Annotated in this window: 16 protein-coding genes; 8 read left to right on the forward strand and 8 right to left on the reverse strand. The window is 63.6% G+C overall.

Going from position 1 to position 17900, the window contains the following annotated elements:
• Positions 1–41: 41 nt before the first annotated feature.
• Positions 42–767, forward strand: a complete 726-nt coding sequence (hutC, locus tag M1E10_RS08220) for a GntR family transcriptional regulator (protein ID WP_499175868.1) — start codon at positions 42–44, stop codon at positions 765–767.
• Positions 768–779: 12 nt separating this feature from the next.
• Here the strand turns inward: hutC and uxuA are convergent, their stop codons facing one another.
• The gene (uxuA, locus tag M1E10_RS08225; protein WP_499175869.1) at positions 780–1994 is read right to left on the reverse strand and encodes a mannonate dehydratase; all 1215 of its coding nucleotides are present in this window, start codon (positions 1992–1994) and stop codon (positions 780–782) included.
• Between the two features lie 111 nt (positions 1995–2105).
• Here uxuA and M1E10_RS08230 point away from each other — a divergent pair, with 111 nt between their 5' ends.
• The 5 genes from M1E10_RS08230 (at position 2106) to M1E10_RS08250 (ending at position 6874) form a co-directional block, all read left to right on the forward strand.
• The gene (locus M1E10_RS08230) at positions 2106–2828 is read left to right on the forward strand and encodes a GntR family transcriptional regulator (RefSeq protein WP_499175870.1); all 723 of its coding nucleotides are present in this window, start codon (positions 2106–2108) and stop codon (positions 2826–2828) included.
• Positions 2825–4006, forward strand: coding sequence for an AGE family epimerase/isomerase (locus M1E10_RS08235; protein WP_499175871.1), 1182 nt, complete (start codon positions 2825–2827; stop codon positions 4004–4006). The genes M1E10_RS08230 and M1E10_RS08235 overlap by 4 nt, the downstream gene beginning before the upstream one ends.
• A 31-nt stretch (positions 4007–4037) precedes the next feature.
• Positions 4038–5018, forward strand: coding sequence for a C4-dicarboxylate TRAP transporter substrate-binding protein (locus tag M1E10_RS08240; protein WP_499175872.1), 981 nt, complete (start codon positions 4038–4040; stop codon positions 5016–5018).
• 81 nt (positions 5019–5099) lie between these two features.
• Positions 5100–5591, forward strand: a complete 492-nt coding sequence (locus M1E10_RS08245; protein ID WP_499175874.1) for a TRAP transporter small permease — start codon at positions 5100–5102, stop codon at positions 5589–5591.
• Positions 5588–6874 (forward strand): TRAP transporter large permease, encoded by a 1287-nt coding sequence (locus tag M1E10_RS08250; protein WP_499175875.1) that lies wholly within the window; start codon positions 5588–5590, stop codon positions 6872–6874. The genes M1E10_RS08245 and M1E10_RS08250 overlap by 4 nt, the downstream gene beginning before the upstream one ends.
• Before the next feature lie 104 nt (positions 6875–6978).
• Here the strand turns inward: M1E10_RS08250 and M1E10_RS08255 are convergent, their stop codons facing one another.
• The 5 genes from M1E10_RS08255 to M1E10_RS08275 all read right to left on the reverse strand — a co-directional run bounded on the left by M1E10_RS08255 (position 6979) and on the right by M1E10_RS08275 (position 11980).
• Positions 6979–8049: a DUF2218 domain-containing protein gene (locus tag M1E10_RS08255; RefSeq protein ID WP_499175876.1), complete on the reverse strand. Its 1071-nt coding sequence runs from the start codon at positions 8047–8049 to the stop codon at positions 6979–6981.
• 64 nt (positions 8050–8113) lie between these two features.
• Positions 8114–8935 (reverse strand): ABC transporter ATP-binding protein, encoded by an 822-nt coding sequence (locus M1E10_RS08260; protein WP_499175877.1) that lies wholly within the window; start codon positions 8933–8935, stop codon positions 8114–8116.
• Entirely contained in the window at positions 8932–9969 is a 1038-nt protein-coding gene (locus M1E10_RS08265; protein ID WP_499175878.1) for a FecCD family ABC transporter permease, read from the reverse strand. The genes M1E10_RS08260 and M1E10_RS08265 overlap by 4 nt, the downstream gene beginning before the upstream one ends.
• 2 nt (positions 9970–9971) lie before the next feature.
• Positions 9972–11015 carry a FecCD family ABC transporter permease gene (locus M1E10_RS08270; RefSeq protein ID WP_499175879.1) on the reverse strand — a complete coding sequence of 348 codons (1044 nt, stop codon included), beginning with the start codon at positions 11013–11015 and terminating at the stop codon, positions 9972–9974.
• Positions 11012–11980: an iron-siderophore ABC transporter substrate-binding protein gene (locus tag M1E10_RS08275; RefSeq protein ID WP_499177123.1), complete on the reverse strand. Its 969-nt coding sequence runs from the start codon at positions 11978–11980 to the stop codon at positions 11012–11014. Before M1E10_RS08275 ends, M1E10_RS08270 begins: the two co-directional genes overlap by 4 nt.
• Before the next feature lie 364 nt (positions 11981–12344).
• Here M1E10_RS08275 and M1E10_RS08280 point away from each other — a divergent pair, with 364 nt between their 5' ends.
• Positions 12345–14459, forward strand: a complete 2115-nt coding sequence (locus M1E10_RS08280; RefSeq protein ID WP_499175880.1) for a TonB-dependent siderophore receptor — start codon at positions 12345–12347, stop codon at positions 14457–14459.
• Between the two features lie 51 nt (positions 14460–14510).
• On the opposite strand, the gene M1E10_RS08285 is transcribed toward M1E10_RS08280, so the two are convergent.
• Complete coding sequence (locus tag M1E10_RS08285) at positions 14511–15404, reverse strand: helix-turn-helix domain-containing protein (protein WP_499175881.1); 894 nt, start codon at positions 15402–15404, stop codon at positions 14511–14513.
• A 387-nt stretch (positions 15405–15791) separates the two neighbouring features.
• Between M1E10_RS08285 and M1E10_RS08290 the strand changes: the two genes are divergently transcribed.
• Positions 15792–16010: a hypothetical protein gene (locus tag M1E10_RS08290; RefSeq protein WP_499175883.1), complete on the forward strand. Its 219-nt coding sequence runs from the start codon at positions 15792–15794 to the stop codon at positions 16008–16010.
• Positions 16011–16126: 116 nt separating this feature from the next.
• On the opposite strand, the gene M1E10_RS08295 is transcribed toward M1E10_RS08290, so the two are convergent.
• Positions 16127–17851 (reverse strand): ABC transporter substrate-binding protein, encoded by a 1725-nt coding sequence (locus M1E10_RS08295; RefSeq protein WP_499175884.1) that lies wholly within the window; start codon positions 17849–17851, stop codon positions 16127–16129.
• Positions 17852–17900: the final 49 nt, after the last annotated feature.

Consider the following 17900-nt stretch of genomic DNA (forward strand, 5'->3'; position numbering starts at 1 on the left):
CTGTGCTAAACCGGACACTCGTTGATTGAAAGCACCCATACGTGACGGCGGCAATTTCCCCCAACCTGACCCTGCACCAGCGCATACTGAGCGACGTAGAAGGCAAGATCGTCTCCGGTGAATGGCCGCCGGGCCATCGTCTTCCCTTCGAGGTCGAACTGGCCGCTCAATACGATTGCTCGCGCATGACCGTGAACAAGGTCATGACGCAGCTGGCCAAATCCGGCCTGATCAAGCGGCGAAAGAAGTCCGGCAGCTTCGTGGCGCGACCTCAGGCGCAGTCCGCGGTGCTGGAGATCACCGACATCGAAGCCGAGGTCAGGTCCCTGAACCTGCCCTATTCTTTCGCGGTAAAGCATCGGGCGATACGGCCGGCCGCCGGTGGCGACCTGCAGGTCTTCGATGTGAGCGCCCCAGCGGACGTCCTGGACATCGTCTGCATCCACTTTGCCGGCGAACGACAGTTCTGCGTCGAGGAACGCCTGATCAACCTGACCAATGTCCCCGACGCGGCGGAGGCGGATTTCGACAGGGTTTCGCCTGGACAATGGCTGCTCGGCGAGGTGCCCTGGAGCACCGCCGAACACCGCATCCATGCCATTGCCGCAACTGCCGAAATGGCTGCGATGCTCGACATTGCCAAGGGGAGCCCCTGTCTCCTCATCGAACGTCGAACCTGGAGCGGCTCCGGTCCCCTGACCTATGTCCGCCTCACCTATCCGGGCGAGAGCCATTCGCTTGTCGCAAGGTTCACCCCGGCGTCTTAGCAGCCGTAGCTGCTACTTCAGCCCTTCTGTCGGATGCGACAGTGCCACGGCGATGCCGCGAAGCTCTGCCAGTCCCTTCAGCCTGCCGATGGCCGGGTAGCCCGGCTGGGCGGAACGGCCGAGGTCGTCGAGGATGTCCTGGCCGTGGTCCGGCCGGAAGGGGATGGAGACGTCGGAGCGTCCGGCCTTGCGGCGCTTGTCCTCTTCCCGCAAGGCGGCGGCGATCAGCGCCACCATATCGGTTTCGCCACCCAGGTGCTCGGCCTCGTAAAAACTGCCCATCACCTCGTCGCTTTCGCGGGTGACGTTGCGAAGATGCAGGAAGTGCACCCGATCGCCGAGCCGCTCCATCATTCCGGGAAGGTCGTTGTCGGGGCGCGCGCCCAGCGAGCCGGAACACAGGGTCACGCCGTTGGCGGGCAGATCGACGGCATCCAGAACCCGCCGGTAGTGCGCTTCCGTCGACATCACGCGGGGAAGCCCCAGCAGCGGAAACGGCGGGTCGTCCGGATGGCAGCAGAGCCGCATGCCGAGATCTTCGGCGACCGGAGCGACCTCCGACAGGAAGTCGATCAGATGACCGCGCAGGCGCTCCTCGTCGAGGCCGGCATAGGCGGCCAGATGATCGCGCACGTCATCCAGCGAGAAGCTCTCGGCGGCGCCCGGAAGGCCGAACACCACGTTGCGCGCCAGTTGCTCCTGCTGGCCATCGGACATGGCCGCATAACGCCTCCGCGCCGCCTCGACCACCTCCGCCGGAAAACTTTCCGCGGCCCCCGCCCGTTTCAGAACGTGGATGTCGAAGGCTGCAAAATCGATCAGGTCGAACCGCATGCAGGTGGCGCCATTGGGCCGTCGGTGAGCCAGATCCGTGCGGGTCCAGTCGAGCACCGGCATGAAGTTGTAGCAGACGGTGGTGATGCCGGCCGCCTGCAGGTTCTGCAGGGACGTTTTCCACGCCGCAATGTGGTCTTTCCACGCCCCGGTCTGCCGTTTGATGTCCTCCGAAACGGGAATGCTTTCGACCACGTCCCAGGTAAGCCCCGAGGCGGAACCATCCCTCATGCGGGCAATTTCGGCCTGCCGCTTGGCAATGTCCTCGGCGGTCCAGGTCGCTCCGGTGGGCACATGATGCAGGGCGGAAACCACACCCTCCACGCCTGCCTGCATCATGTCATCGATGGACACACGATCCATCGGGCCGAACCAACGCCATGTCTGCCGCACGTATTTGCCTCCCGCTTCGCTCCGTTTTCGGGGAGGATCCCTAGCATCAATGATATGGGTTGACTAGTATGGCAGTTGCCTCCATTGTTCGGGTGAGGATTGGAGGATCTGATGAATTCCCGCGTTGCAACCATGTTCCCGGTGCCGCCGAAGGTCGCGTTCGACGCTGCCGTCGGTCCGCAGCTGTGGCATGTGGTGCGGGAATGGATCTTGCGTGGTGAACTGCCGCCGGGTTCGCGTCTGTCGGAAGTTGACGTCGCGGCCCTGTTCGGCGTCAGCCGGCAGCCGGTTCGGGAGGCCTTCATCAAGCTGGCGGAAGAATCACTGCTGGAGATCCGCCCGCAGCGCGGCACCTTCGTCAGCCGGATCCGGGTCGATGCGGTGATGTCTGCCCGCTTCGTGCGCGAAGCCGTCGAGTCCGACATCGTTCGCCTCGTGGCGACCCGTCCCACGGCACAGCTCCTGAGCGAACTTGAAACGCTTCTGCAGGAGCAGGAGCGGGTCATGGACGGGCTCGAGCCACAGGCTTTCCTGGCGCTGGACGAACAGTTCCACAAGCGACTGGCGGAAGCTGCCGGGCAGGCGAAAGGCTGGCAGATCATCCAGCCGCTGAAAACGCAGATGGACAGGATGCGCTACCTGAACGCGCGCCACTTCCCTCACGACCAGCTGATTGCGCAGCATTTGCAGGTGGTGGAAGCCATACGCACGGGCGACCCGGATGCTGCGGAAGCAGCCATGCGCAATCATCTCCGTCAGATCCTTAACGACCTTCCCGTCATGGCCCAGGCTTTGCCGCACTTCTTCGAGGTCGAGGAGGGCGTGCAGCCATGATCACGGCACGGGACTTTGCTCACGACTTCGTGCCGGCCTGGATCGGCGTGGCGCAGGATCGGCAGTTCGGCGGCGTCGTCGAGCGGCTGGACAGAGACGGTCACCCGGTCCAGGGCGAACCCAAGACGGCCCTGGTCCATGCGAGAACGATCTTCGCACTGGCCCATCTCTACCTCGTCACCGGCAATGAAACCCTCCTGCTTGCAGCCCGCGACGTCCACGCCTTCATGACCACGCACCTGCGCCTGCCCCATGGCGGCTACAGATATTCCGTCGAACCGAACGGCGACCCGGGGACCGATCCGAAGGGCGCCGTCTGCCGCGCCTACGACCAGTCCTTTGCGCTTCTGGCGCTCGTGACGCTGCAGAAGGCGGATCCGGCACTGGTCGACAGCGATGCGATCGACGACCTGTGGAGCTTCATCGAGACCTTGGTGGAGCCGGCGACCGGTGCGCTTTACGAAGATGATGTCATGGCCGCTCGAGGTGCGCGCGTCGGCGACCGGCGCGCTCAGAACCCTCAGATGCATATGCTCGAGGCACTGCTGCAGGCTTACGAACTCACCGGCCAGAGCTCATGGCTGCAGCGCGCGACGGACTATGTCGCCTTGGCAGAGCGCCATTTCATCGACGCCTCGACCGGTGCAGTCCGCGAATTCGTGGCCCACGATCTTTCGCCTCTTGAAGGCGCCGAAGGTGAGCGGCGGGAGCCGGGGCACCAGTATGAATGGGCATGGTTGCTGGAGCGCTTCATCGAGCTGGGCGGTGATCACAAGGTCAAGCCGCTTGCTGACCGAATGGCCGCATTTGCCGACAGCCATGGCGTAAGACACTCGGGAGATGCCCTTGACGGCGCCCCCTTCGATGCGGTGGACGCCAGAGGCAGTGTCACCGAGGCCACCCATCTGCTGTGGCCGCTGACCGAGGCGGGAAAACTTGCCGCCCTGCGCCATCTGCAAGGATACCCGGGAGCCGCCGATCGCGCCCGAGAGGTGGAGAGGCTGATCTTCTCCCACTACTTCAGCCCAGGCGGTATTCATTGGATCAACCAGCTCGACGGCGCCGGCAACGTCCTCTGGGACGACGCGCTCAGCCGCCTGATCTACCACGTCCTGCTCTTCGTGACCGAAGGCGCCCGCGCCGGCGTCTGGGTCCTGGACCATCACCAGGCCGACTAACGTTTCATCATTCAAGGGAGGAAACCACATGATGAACTTTCTGAAACACACAACAGTACTCGCAGGCGCTCTCACGCTCCTGTCCGGACCGGTGTTCGCGCAGGAGTTCCAGTTCAGCCTTTCGACCTCGCAGCCGGTGACGGATCCGCTCGTTATCGCCATGCAGGGCGCCGAAAAGCGCATCGAAGAGCGCTCGGAAGGCCGTATCGACGTCACCATCTACCCCAGCTCGCAGCTGGGCGAAGACAACGACGTTCTGGAGCAGATCCGCAGCGGCGCGCCGATCGCCGTTCTCGTCGATGCCGGTCGTCTGGCACCCTTTATGGCGGAACTCGGCATTCTCGCCGCGCCTTACCTGGTCGACGATTATACGCAGTATGCGTCCATCACCGAGTCCCCGGTGTACCAGGAGTGGGTCGAGACGCTTGCCGACGACGCCGGACTGCGGCTCCTGAACTACAACTGGTTCCAGGGAACCCGTCAGATGTTCACCAAGAAGCTGATCGAAAAGCCGGCGGATCTGAACGGCGTTCGTGTTCGCACGATCGACGCGCCGAGCTGGATCGCGACCGTGTCGGCGATGGGCGCAACCGCGGCTCCCATGGCCTGGTCAGAGGTCTATTCCGCGCTGCAGCTCGGGGCCATCGACGGCGCTGAGGCGCAGTTGACAGGTGCCGCCGGTATTAAGTTGCATGAGGTAACGACCAATGTCGCCCTCACCAACCACATCCAGCTCTTCACGGGTCTGGCGACCTCCGAACAGTGGTGGTCCGCTCTTCCCGAAGACATCCGCACCATCATCAGCGAAGAGCTGAAGTCGGCTGGTGAAGAAGCCACCCGTATGACCGCTGACAAGCTCGCAGAAGTTCAGACGATGATGGAAGCGGCCGGCGTGACCTTCAACGAGGTCGATCTGGCGCCGTTCCGCGAAGCCACGGCCAAGGTCTACGAAGAGGTCGGGCTTGTCGAGGCGCGCAAGGCGCTGGAGCCCTACCTGCCGAAGGCGCAGTAAGCACAGGTTCAAGACATCCGCAGGCGGGCCACACGCACCCGCCTGCGGAAAACTATCTTTGTTGATGCAAGGGAATGGAAAATGATGTGGCGTCTGTACGACAGGGTCGAGCTTGTCGTCACCCTGCTCTTTCTGACCGCAACGGTTGTCGCGGTGCTCGTCGCGGCCGTCGGTCGCAGTATCGGCCTGCCGCTGACCTCGGCGCCGCAGTTCGCCCAGCTGTTCCTGATCTGGACCTGCATGTTTGGGGCCGATCTCTGCATGCGGCAGGGGGAGCATATCCGGGTCTCGGCGATGTTCGACATGGCATCGGCCAGGGGCCGCAAGGCGCTGTCGATTTTCTCCGGGGTATTGATCCTCATCTTCCTCGCCTGGGTTGCCTGGCACGGCTTCCATCTGGCTGCAGGCAATTGGTCGCGCGAGCTCGGCGGATCCGGTCTCAGCTATGGCGTCGTCACCTTGGCCTTGCCGATAGGGGCGTCGCTGATGATCATTTCCACCCTGCGTCGCATTGTTGAAAAGGGCTGGCTGGGACTCTTTGATCCCGATGCACCCGAGGAGTATCCTCTGTGATCTCGACTTTCGTACTGATCGGCGCGCTCGCCTTCATCGCTCTGGGAATGCCGGTCGCATTCGCCATCGGGATTGCCGGCTCCGCCTATTTCCTGCTGCCCTCCGTCTTCCTGCCCGACAGCACTGCGGTGCAGCGAATCGTGGCTTCAAGTCAGTCGTTTCCGCTTCTGTCGGTCCCATTGTTCATTCTGCTCGGCAATCTGATGAACAGCGCCGGGATCACCTCCCGGCTGGTGTCGCTGGCGACGACGCTCGCCGGCTGGATGCGGGGCGGGCTGGCGCAGAGCACGCTGATCCTTAGCGCCCTGATGGGTGGCGTTTCCGGGTCCGCCGTCGCGGATGCGGCGATGCAGGCCCGCATTCTGGGGGAGCCGATGGTCGCCAAGGGATACCATCGCGGCTTTACCGCAGCGGTGCTCTCCATCGGCGGCCTGATCACGGCCACCCTTCCGCCAAGCCTTGGTCTCATCCTTTACGGCTATCTGGGTGAAGTCTCGATCGGACGCCTGTTCATTGCCGGCATCGTGCCCGGCGTGCTCCTGACGGTGCTGCTCATGGCGGCAACCTGGTGGATTTCCGCCCGTCGCGGATACCAGCCCGAGAATGACCGGCCGCCGGCGCTGCGCGAGGTCTGGAGGGATTTCAAGCGGAGCTTCTGGGCCGTCCTTTTCCCTGTCTGGCTGCTGGTCGGTATCCGCTTCGGCTTTTTCACACCGTCCGAGGCCGGCGCTTTCGCGGTCGCCTATGCGCTGTTCATCGGCTTCGTGATCTACCGGGAACTCACCATTCGCGCCCTCATCGATGCGCTGGTGCGCAGTGTGCGCGACATCGGCATGATCATGCTGATCATCCTCTTCTCAGGCGCCTTCGGCTACGTCATCACCTTCGAGCGGGTCCCGCAGAGCATCGCCGAATTCTCGCTGACGACGATCACCGATCCGACGGTGCTGCTCTTCGTCATCAGCGGCTTCCTTCTGGCGCTCGGAATGCTTGTCGAAGCAACGGTTCTCGTCATGCTTCTGACGCCTATTCTGGTGCCGGTGATCATGGCCGCCGGGATCGATCCGGTGCATTTCGGACTGATCATGATGACGCTCGTCACGTTCGGAGGCATGACCCCGCCGGTCGGCGTGTCCATGTTCACGGTCTGCGGCATCCTGCGCTGTTCCTACAAGGAATACACCGTCGAGATGATCCCGCTGGCGGCGGCCGTTCTGCTGCTCGTCGTCGTGATGATCCTGTTCCCGCAGATCGTTCTGTTCCTGCCGAACTGGCTGATGTGACGTCTGGGTAACGGCCGGCGGATGAGGCGAATGCCAATTTCCGCTGGCCGTCGCAGGACATGCCGCCCTTAGGTCCGCGCCCGGAGACCGGACGGTCCCGCCTCTTAGGCCCCCGAAACGCCACGCTCCCAGTACCAGGCGGCATACATCCGCTTCCGGCTGTGCCCACGGCTCTTGAGGAAGCTGCGGATGGAGCGGACGTCCTCCTTCTCGCAGGCCACCCAGACATAGGCCTCCTCGTCGAGCGAAGCGGCAGCGGTCTTGATCGCTTCCGCCAGCACGTGCTCGGCGCCGGCGGCATAGCCCTTCCGGTGCAGCCACTGCACTTCCAGCGAACCGGCCGCGGGAAGCGGCTGCTCTTCCGCCGCGTCCTGCACTTCGATGATCGCCTTCATGCGAGTGCCGGCCGGCATCTCGGCGGCAATACGGGCGATGGCTGGAAGCGCGCTCTCGTCGCCGGCCAGAAGCAGGGAGGTCGCCACGGGCAGGTCGCCGCCGCCGGGTCCCAGCAGTGCCACTCTCTCTCCCGGCTGCGCATCCCGGGCAAAATCGGCGCCGGGCGTCGAAACGCCGGGCTCCGGATGCTGCACGAAGTCGATCCACAGCTGCCCGCGCGCCAGATCGATGCCGCGGATGGTGTAGATCCGCACCAGAATCGCGTCCTCGCCCTCCGGCCATTTGACGCGGCCATCGTCGCGCAGCCCAGGCCAGACCGGCGTCCGGCCCTTCGGCGGCACCAGCAGACGCACATGCATGTCGCCGCCGAGAAAGGGTGAAAGGTCGTTACAGGCAAAGGTCACGCGGCGCATCCTCGGCGTCACATCCTCGGCCGAAACGACCGTGACCTCGTGAATGTTCGGGAGCTGCCCCAGCGGCGCGGGCTCCGACCAGGTCAGCTCCAGCGGATCGTCTCCGCTGAAGTAGAACAGGTGCTCGGCGATCACGTTGCGGCTGACGTTGAGCGTCTCTTCCGTCGGGCACGAAAGCTCGATCAGCAGCCTGCCGTCGTGCTCGCGAATACCCGCCGTGCCGGTGTCGCTCTTCAGCAGCACCCGGTTGCCAGTGCGCTGCACTTCGGAATGTTCGACGAAGTGCTCGCAGATCTCGTCGAGCATGCTCCCGGCGTCCTTCGGGAGGGCAATGCCCGAGAGCTTGAATTCCTGGATTGCGTTCATGGGCGGTCATCCTTCTGGAAATTTCGGGTGCGGCAAGAGAGGCATGGCTTTGGTGCGGGTATGATCATGAGGCCGGTTCGACGTCGCCTGTTGCCATCCGATGCCGGCCGATCGGAAGCATGATCGGGCGGCCGGAAGTCGGGTCGGTGATGATGCGGCTCTCCAGCCCGAAGACCTCGCGAACCGTCTGTTCGCTCAGAACCTCCTCCGGGCGACCGCAGATGTGCAGCCGCCCGCCGGCCATGGCAACGAGATGGTCGGCGTAACGAGCGGCCAGATTGAGATCGTGCAGCACCATGACGATCGTGGTGTCCTGGGTCCTGTTGAGGTCGATCAGCAGGTCCAGCACCTCGATCTGATGGCTGATGTCGAGAAAGGTGGTCGGCTCGTCGAGAAGCAGGATCTGCGTCTGCTGCGCCAAGGCCATGGCGATCCAGACCCGCTGGCGTTGTCCGCCCGACAGCTCGTCCACGGGGCGTTCGGCAAGCTCGAGCGTCTTGGTCGCCGTCAATGCCGCAGCCACCGCCTCGTCGTCCTGGCGCGTCCAGCGCGAGAACATCCCCTGGTGAGGGTGCCGGCCACGACCGACGAGGTCAGCCACCGTGATGCCCTCCGGGGCAACCGGCGACTGCGGCAGCAGGCCGAGCGTCCGTGCAAGTTCCTTCGGCGGCGTCCGGTGGATCGATTTTCCGTCGAGCAGCACATGCCCCTGGCGCGGCGTGAGAAGCCGCGACATGGCACGCAGCAGCGTGGACTTGCCGCAGGCATTGGCACCGACGATGACGGTGATCTGGCCGGGGGGAATGGCAAGGTCGAGATCGCTGAAGATGGCGGGGCCGTCGTAGCCGGCGGCAAGCTGGCTGACGGTAAGGGAGTGACGGGTCAAAGCGAACCTCCGGCCCGGTTGACGCGGACGATCAGGAAAATCAGGTAGGGCGCCCCCAGTGCGCCGGTGATGACGCCGACCGGATAGCGCCCGGGCAGCAGGAACTGGCCGGCGTAATCTCCCACCAGCACCAGCGTCGCTCCCACCAGCGCCGAAGATAAGAGGAGGGAGCCGTTGCTGCCGATGAGGCGGGCAGCGATCGGTCCGGACAGGAACGCGACAAAGGCGATCGGCCCCGTGACCGCCGTCGCCGAGGCGATCAGGCCGACGGCCGCGACGATGACGATGACCCGTGCCCTTGCAACCCGCACGCCGAGACCGGCGGCGGTGTCGTCGCCGAGCCTCAGCGCCTCGAGGTCGCGACCGCGGCTGATGAGCAGCGTTCCGAAGACGAGAAGACCCAGAAGAAGCGGCAGGGACTTGTCGAGTTGGGCCCCGTTGACGCTGCCGGTCAGCCAGCGCATCGCCTCCTGCAGGCTCCAGGCGGGCGCCTGGGAAAGAATATAGGCGATGACGCTTTCCAGCATGGCCGAAACGCCGATCCCCACGAGAATCAGCCGCGTCCCGGCCATGCCGTTCGAAAACGACAGGCCGTAGACCAGCAGTGCGATGGTCAACCCGGCGATAACGGCGATGATCGACACGATCGGCCCGCTCAGCGACAGAACGACGATGGCAAACACCGCCGCCGCGCTCGCACCCGAACTGATCCCGATGATGTCGGGACTGGCAAGCGGATTGCGCAGCATGATCTGGAAGGCGACACCGCCCAGCCCGAAACTTAAACCCGCCAGCACCGCGAGCACGGCCCGCGGCAACCGCAACTGCCCGACTGTGAAGGTCGCACCGGCGACGTCGTCTCCCAGCAGCACGCGCAGCACGTCTCCCGGCGGCGTAAAGGATTGGCCGAGCGAGAGGGTCAGGGCGAAGGTTGCAGCGACGAGGGTGACGAGAACCACGATGACGAGACGGTGCCGCCGCGCCCGGTGGCGGCGATGGTGGAGGACCAGATCGGTGGCAGGAGACAGCAGCATGGTCACAGCTCCCGCACCCGCTGGCGTCGGACGATCCAGATGAAGAAAGGCGCCCCCACAAGCGCCGTGACGATGCCGACGTCGAGCTCGCCCGGGCGCGCGATGATCCGCCCGACGATATCGGCAATCACGAGCAGGCAGGCGCCGCCGAGCGCGGAAAACGGCAGCAGCCAGCGATGATCGACCCCCACCAGCAGGCGGCAGACATGCGGCACGACCAGACCGACGAAGCCGATCGGGCCGCAGATGGCGGTGGTCGCGCCCGACAGCAGGATCGCCCCCAGCGCCGCTGTAGCGCGCGCCACCGCAACCCGCTCGCCCAGCCCGACCGCCAACTCGTCGCCCAGCGCCAGCGAATTCAGCCTGCGGGCGGAAAGCAGGCTGATGGCGAAGCCGACGGCGAGAAACGGCACCACATATCCGATGCGCTCGAAGGTCGCGCCGCCGATGCCGCCGATCTGCCAGGATCGGATGCCTCCGGCGATATCGTTGCGCGGCAGAACCACGGCGATCACCAGCGAGGAGAAGGCGACCGAGGTGGCGGCGCCGGCCAGCGCCAGCTTCAGGGGCGTTGCCCCGCCGCGCCCCAGCGAGCCGATGGTATAGACGAAGACGGCGGTGACACCGGCGCCTAGGATGGCGATCCAGATATAGGCCTGGGCCGAGGCGATGCTGAACCAGGCGACGCCGATGACGACAGCCAGCGACGCGCCCATGTTGACGCCCAGAATGCCCGGATCGGCGAGCGGATTGCGCGTCACCCCCTGCATGATCGCCCCGGCCAGCCCGAGTGCCGCTCCCGCAAGCAGGGCCAGCAGCGTACGTGGAATGCGCACGGCGACGGCCGCCTGACCGATGCTGTCGACCTGGCCGCCGAGCGCCGCCATAATATCCGGCCAGGCCACCGTCCGCGTCCCGACGGCGACCGACAGCACACACAGTATGGCCAGCAACACAATCAGCGCGCCGAGCCAGAGGGTCCGGCCGCTGCGCGAGGGCGCGCGATAGGAGGCCGGGCCACCGCGCTGTACGCCGTCAACCCTCATTCGGTCTTCCGGGTGGCATTTGCCAGCAGCGCCACATAGTCCTTCAGCACCCAGGAAATCGACAGCGGGGTCGGGTTCGCGGCGGTGCCGAGCGGATTGCGGCCCAGCATGACGACCGCATCATGCGCCACGGCCGGCATCCGCGACATCAGCGGGTTGCCTTTCATGGCATCAAGCAGGTCTTGGGTGCCATAGGTCACGAGGATGTCGACGTCGTCGAAGGCGTCGACTCGCTCGGCGCTGATGGAGCCCGAGAAGCGACCGGTCGTTGAGGCCTCGACGACGCTTTTCGGCGAAGTCAGGCCCAGGTCGGTAAAGAACCGCACTCGGGTGTCGTCCATCGTATAGAAGTTGACCGTGCTGAGATCGGTTGCGTCCAGATGGGTAACGAACATCGCCGACTTGCCTTGAAGTTCGGGATAGCCGGCAACGACCTGGGCAATCTCGGCCTCGATGTCGGCGATCAGCTTGTTGCCCTCGGCAGCCATGCCGAGCCCGGCGCTGTTGAGGCGGATCATCTCGCGCCAATCCGTCGCCCAGGGCGATTGCGGATAGGCCACCACCGGAGCGATCTGGCTCAGCGTATCGTAGTCGGACTGGCTGAGGCCGGAATAGGAGGCGAGGATCACGTCGGGGTTGGTGGCGGCCACCGCCTCGAAATCGATCCCGTCTCCCTCGTCGAAGAGCACCGGCGTCTCGCCGCCAAGCGCCGCCAGCTTCTCGGCCACCCAGGGCAGCAGTCCGTCCCCGTCATCGTCGCCGAAATTGGCCGCAGCCATGCCGACGGGAACGATCCCGAGCGCCAGAGGAACCTCATGGTTGGCCCAGGCCACCGTGGCCACGCGCTCGGGCTTCCTGGCGATGGTCGTGGTGCCGAGCGCATGCGGGATGGTGATGGGATAGCGGGTCGCCTCATCGGCCCGAACGTCACTGGCGACGATCAGGGAGAAGCAGGTGGCGACCATCGGCACGGCGAAACGGAAGAACCGCAGCATCGGCGAAATCTCCATGATTAAAAGTGGACCTCACGTCTCAGGTTCACCGGTCGGCGTCAAGTCGGCTCGGAGGGCCCCGTCGCCGCAGGGGGCGAAGTTTCCATGGATTCCTACAAGAACGATGGATTTTACAATACTGGATATAAATCCTCAAGTTATGTAGGGAGGCTAGGGGACGTCAATTCAGCCAATCCTTCCGCACGGCAAGCCGGATGCCAATCCGATTTGCCGGCAAGGGGCGGTTTCTGCCGATGGACCCGCAATCACTCTTAAGGCGATGCCGGCGCTCCTGCGGTCGGCCGGCAACAGCAACAGCAATTTTGGAACCGGATCCATGCACATCGACACAACTGACGGCAACACCAGGCGCGCTCCCCTCGGGTACAGGACGGCACTGCTTCTGGGCTGCACGGCCCTCGTCGCCTTCGCTCCGATCCATTCGTCGGCGCAGGACGCCGATGGCGCGACCGTCCTCGAAACGATCGTCGTCGAAGGCACCGGTGCCGATGATGATGCACGATCCGTCGTTGCCAAGAGGACGACGGGCGTCGGCAAACTGCCGACCGACATCCTCGTCGCCCCTGCCTCGGTCTCCGTCATCACCTCGAAGGAGATCCAGGACCGTGGCGCCGAGAGCATCGAGCAGGTCGTGCAATACACCGCCGGCGTGGTGACCGACTTCTACGGCTCGGATGACCGCTACGACTACTTCGACATCCGTGGTTTCACGCCCTACACCTACCGCGACGGTCTGGCGATCGGCCGCACCTTTGGCGGAACCCGCGAAGAGCCCTTTGCCTTCGAGCGCATCGAAGTGCTGAAGGGTGCAAGCTCGGCGGGCTTCGGAGCTGCCGAACCCGGCGGCTCGGTGAACTACGTCACCAAGCTGCCGAAGAGCGAACGGTTCGGCGAAGTCTATGGCACCGGCGGATCATACAACCACAAGGAAGTCGGTCTGGATTTCGGCGACAACATCACCGAGGATGACACGCTCTCCTATCGCCTCACAGGCAAGCTCCAGGGGGCGGACGGGGAGTATGACTATTCGGAGGACGACAAGAAGTTCATCATGGGCGGCCTGACGTGGCGCCCGACGGATGTGACGAGCCTCTCCTTCGTCTTCGATCACCTCAACATGGACGGCGTTCCCGGCAGCGGCGGGCAGCCGCTCGGCACGGACTTCGATCGCGACCGCTTTTTCGGCGAGCCGGATTACTATTTCCGCTCGACCAACCGCAACACCTACAGCGTCATGTTCGACCATGATTTCGGCAATGGCCTGACCTTCGGTTCCAATGCCCGCTACACCAATTCCGATGATGCTTTCGGCAGTGCCTATCTCTCCAGGACACGCACGGATGGCTCGAACATCGCCGACCGCTATTTCTTCGGCAGCGACAAGTCGACCGAGCAGTTCGCAATTGACGCCAACCTGATTTATGAGACCAACTTCAATAACGTCGAGAGTCGCACGCTCGTTGGCGTCGATTATAGCGATTTCAAGTCGGTCAATTACGGTCTCTACAATCCGGCCGCTCCGTCCATCAACTGGGTTAACCCGGTCTATTCCGGCGGACCTGCCTCGACGGCTCCGAATTCCGGAACGTCGAACGACCAGAAGACCAACGCAATCTATCTGCAGCAGGATCTGACCTTCTCCGACAGATTGACCGTCAGTGCGGGCCTGCGCAACGACTGGCTTGATCTGAGCGAGACGAACCTCTTCACCGGTGTCACGCGCGCTGATGATCACAGCGAGTTCACCGGTCGCTTCGGCCTGAGCTACAAGTTCACCGAAGAACTGGCCGCTTTTGCCAGCTACGCCGAATCCGCCGCACCTCCCAGCATCGGGAGCGAACCGACGACCGGCAAGCAATATGAAGCCGGCATCAAATACCGTCCGGATGCCTTCCCCGCCCTGTTCACCGCCTCCATTTACGATCTGACGAAGGGCAACATCACCGTCTACGACAGCGTCACCTATCTGCCGCAGACCGTTGAAGAGGTTCGGCATCGGGGCATCGAGCTTGAGGCGAAGGCCGAGGTGACGGACAACATCGAAGTCATTGCCGCCTACACCTACATCGACTCCAAGATCGAAGAGCCGGGTGGCACAAACGACGGCAACCGCCTGATGCGGGTTCCAAAGCATGTGGCGTCGCTCTGGGGCACCTATACCTTGGCAGGCGAGGGTGCCCGTGGAGACATGACCTTCGGGCTCGGAGCGCGCTACACGGACTCCTACTTCACCAACATCACCAACACGATCTCCTCGGAAAGCGCCGTCGTGTTTGATGCGTCCTTCAGCTACAAGATCCAGGAGAACACGACCTTCCAGCTGAACGCCAGCAATCTCTTCGACGAGAAGCATGTCGCCAGCCAGGACAGTGGCGGCGTATACTACAACCCCGGCCGCGCCATCTACGCGACGCTGCGCCAGACCTGGTAAAGCAACTGGTCCCACCCGGAGCCTCTCCGGGTGGGACCAGTCTAAGACCGATCAGCGGAGGAGTTGGAGGCGGCGCCAGGCGGCAGGCGTGTCTCCGGCAATCTGCCGGAAGGCTTTCGTCAGATGCGCCTGATCGGAAAAACCCAGTTGGGCGGCGATGCTGGCCACGGTCAGGCCGCTCTCCAGCAGGAGTTGCTGCGCCAGCTCGATGCGCCGTCCGAGCTGCCATTGCAGCGGCGTCTTTCCCGTCGTCTGCTTGAAGACATGCGCAAACCAGCTCTCGGACAGGCCGACCGTCTCGGCCATTTCGGCTACGCTGAGGCGGCAATCGCCCTGGCCGTTGAAGCGGGCGATCAGCTTGTTGATCTGCGCCTGTGTCAGCCGGCCGCTCGCCTGCTCGCCGTCCTGCTCGGGAATGTCGAGCAGGCCGGTCACGATGCTGCCGACGAGGCTTTCCGCATAGACCGGGTGTTTCGAGGGGGTCGAGACCTCGCCGACCAGCAGGTTGGCCAGGGCGCCGATGGCCGAGATATCCTGGATCTCCACCGGGCGCCGCACCGCCGATCGGGCGGCAGAAGTACCGACCGATGGCGACAGGAAGCGCAGCAGCCGGTCCTTGTGCAGATGCAGGTCCAGATGCGAGAACCGGTGCCCGGCGGTGAACTTCGTCCACAGGGGAACGCCGGCAGGGACATAGACGGCCCGCGTCATGGGGCGGTCATGGTGTCCAAAACCGTTCTCCCGGTTCGACATGCGGATCTGCGACGAGACGTCGTTGAAGAAGATCACGATACGCGGATCCGGAGACAGGTAGTAGGCATGGGCGCCGGCCTGGCCTTCCGCGTCCCAGAACACGCTCATCAGCCCGTCGAGCCCACGCCACTTTGCCGGAGCAAGTGCACGGATGCCGTCCATATGGCAGGTCATTGAATGTTGATAGCTCAATGCCGCAGTCCGCCCGCGTATGGAAGAATAGGGTTTCTGCCTGCATGAGGAGGCATCGCGACAAAGCGTGTCATGACAGCCGGCATCTCCATGGCGTTGGGAGCCAACTGCCATACGGTCTCGATGGCCGGCTCCTTTAACCTGAAGCGAGTTATCATGTTTCGATGCAATGGCAAGACAATTGATGCCTCTCCGCTCGGTCATCTCCATAGCTACAATCTGCTGCCGCCACCGCAAGGCCACCGCCCTCCGCGCCCAATCCCTGTCGCGACCTTGGATGATCCTCGACATTTTTCGTACGGTGCCGGACGGTTCCTCAAAGTGCAAGAAATCACACTATGCAGAGGCTGGCGGTACATTAAGCTTGACTGATGGAAGGCGCTCTTGATGGCCAAAGACCTCAAGAGCCGGGTACGGAGTAGCGTGATGGAGCGAAGTTCCGTATGGATTGTCCGAGAGGATGACAAGTTCATCGTCCGCATTCGTGAAGATGGCGAAATTACCGAAAAGAGCTTTGAGCACGAGCAGTTTGCGCGGTCCTGGGCAACAGGACAGAGGATGCGTGTCGAGGCTCTGGAGCGGGCGTCGCAGCAGCAGCAGTTGTGAACTGGCTGTTGGCCGGCCCGCCTCTGACATTCAGGTTGTGATTGCGAAGATGGCTGGATCGCGGGTCAGTCATGCGGGGAAGAGGGGGCTGAGGCCCAGCCCCCTCCTCGATTGGCCTAGTTTGTCTGCCAGCTCTTCACCAGCTCGTCGTAATTGACCGTAATCGGCTTTTCCTTCTCGTTCTCGATCTTCAGCTGAGGCGCGAGATTGCCGGCCTTCACGGCTTCTGCATTCCAGTACTCGATGTCGTGCTCCTCGGCGAGTTTCGGTCCCATCTCGCCCTGAACGCCGGCGCGTTCGAGACGTTCAAGCACCTTCTCCTGCTCTTCGCACAGCGAATCCATCGCCTCCTGCGGGGTCTTGGCACCGGAAGCCGCATCGCCGATGGCCTGCCACCAGAGCTGTGCCAGCTTCGGATAGTCGGGGACATTGGTACCGGTCGGCGACCACTGGACGCGGGCCGGCGAGCGATAGAACTCGATCAGGCCGCCCAGCTTCGGCGCACGTTCGGTGAAGCTGTCATGCTGGATGGTGCTTTCGCGAATGAGCGTCAGCCCCACATGGCTTTTCTTCACGTCTACGGTCTTGGAGGTAACGAACTGGGCGTAGAGCCAGGCCGCCTTCGCGCGGTCGTCGGGCGTCGACTTCAAGAGCGTCCACGAACCCACGTCCTGATAGCCGAGCTTCATGCCGTCCTTCCAGTAGACGCCATGCGGAGACGGCGCGAACCGCCACTTCGGCGTCCCGTCCTCGTTGACCACCGGCAGGCCGTCCTTGACCATGTCGGCGGTAAACGCCGTGTACATGAACATCTGCTGGGCAATCTCGCCCTGGGCCGGCACGGGTCCGGACTCCGAGAAGGTCATGCCCTGAGCGGCAGCCGGCGCATAGGCCTTCATCCAGTCCAGGTATTTCTGGATCGAATAGACGGCGGCCGGTCCGTTCGTGTCGCCGCCGCGTGCAACGCAGGAGCCGACGGGCCGCGAGTTCTCGTCGACCTTGATGCCCCATTCGTCGACGGGAAGACCGTTCGGAAGGCCCTTGTCGCCGTTGCCGGCCATCGAAAGCCAGGCATCGGTGAAGCGCCAGCCGAGCGACGGGTCCTTCTTGCCGTAGTCCATGTGGCCATAGACCTTCTTGCCGTCGATCTCACGGCCGGTGAAGAACTCGGCGATGTCCTCATAGGCCGACCAGTTGACCGGCACGCCAAGGTCGTAGCCGTACTTCTCCTTGAAGTCCGCCTGGTTCTTCTCGTCGTTGAACCAGTCGTACCGGAACCAGTAGAGGTTGGCGAACTGCTGGTCCGGCAGCTGGTAGAGGTCGCCGTCCGGCGCGGTCGTGAACTTCAGGCCGATGAAGTCCTCGAGATCCAGGCCCGGATTGGTGACGTCCTTGCCTTCGTTGGCCATCCAGTCGGTCAGCGAGCGGGCCTGCTGGTAGCGCCAGTGGGTGCCGATCAGGTCGCTGTCGTTGACATAGGCGTCGTAGATGTTCTCGCCCGACTGCATCTGCGTCTGCAGCTTCTCGACGACATCGCCTTCGCCGATCAGATCGTGGGTGATCTTGATGCCGGTGATGGCCGTAAACGCCGGCGCCAGCACCTTCGATTCATACTCGTGGGTCGTGATCGTCTCCGACACCACCTTGATGTCCATGCCGGCGAAAGGCTGCGCCGCGTCCATGAACCATTGCATTTCCTGTTCCTGCTCGGCGCGGGACAGGACCGACATGTCGCCGATCTCCGCGTCGAGGAACTGTTTTGCCTCCTCCATTCCGGCAAAGGCACTGCCGGTCATCGCCAGCAGCACAGCTGCCGTTGTCGTCATAAGATGCCGTCGCATATCATCCTCCCAGGTTGCGATTGCACGAATTCACGAGATGCCGCGAGGC

It is taken from the genome of Rhizobium sp. PK7-22, assembly GCF_056530405.1.

What these genes read in the sequence shown, in the direction of transcription:
- M1E10_RS08290 (WP_499175883.1), top strand. Translation starts at nt 15,792, where the DNA reads ATGGCCAAAGACCTCAAGAGCCGGGTACGGAGTAGCGTGATGGAGCGA.
- M1E10_RS08265 (WP_499175878.1), bottom strand. Translation starts at nt 9,969, where the DNA reads ATGCTGCTGTCTCCTGCCACCGATCTGGTCCTCCACCATCGCCGCCAC.
- M1E10_RS08295 (WP_499175884.1), bottom strand. Translation starts at nt 17,851, where the DNA reads ATGCGACGGCATCTTATGACGACAACGGCAGCTGTGCTGCTGGCGATG.
- M1E10_RS08255 (WP_499175876.1), bottom strand. Translation starts at nt 8,049, where the DNA reads ATGAACGCAATCCAGGAATTCAAGCTCTCGGGCATTGCCCTCCCGAAG.
- M1E10_RS08240 (WP_499175872.1), top strand. Translation starts at nt 4,038, where the DNA reads ATGAACTTTCTGAAACACACAACAGTACTCGCAGGCGCTCTCACGCTC.
- M1E10_RS08230 (WP_499175870.1), top strand. Translation starts at nt 2,106, where the DNA reads ATGAATTCCCGCGTTGCAACCATGTTCCCGGTGCCGCCGAAGGTCGCG.
- M1E10_RS08245 (WP_499175874.1), top strand. Translation starts at nt 5,100, where the DNA reads ATGATGTGGCGTCTGTACGACAGGGTCGAGCTTGTCGTCACCCTGCTC.
- M1E10_RS08275 (WP_499177123.1), bottom strand. Translation starts at nt 11,980, where the DNA reads ATGGTCGCCACCTGCTTCTCCCTGATCGTCGCCAGTGACGTTCGGGCC.
- M1E10_RS08280 (WP_499175880.1), top strand. Translation starts at nt 12,345, where the DNA reads ATGCACATCGACACAACTGACGGCAACACCAGGCGCGCTCCCCTCGGG.
- M1E10_RS08235 (WP_499175871.1), top strand. Translation starts at nt 2,825, where the DNA reads ATGATCACGGCACGGGACTTTGCTCACGACTTCGTGCCGGCCTGGATC.
- M1E10_RS08270 (WP_499175879.1), bottom strand. Translation starts at nt 11,015, where the DNA reads ATGAGGGTTGACGGCGTACAGCGCGGTGGCCCGGCCTCCTATCGCGCG.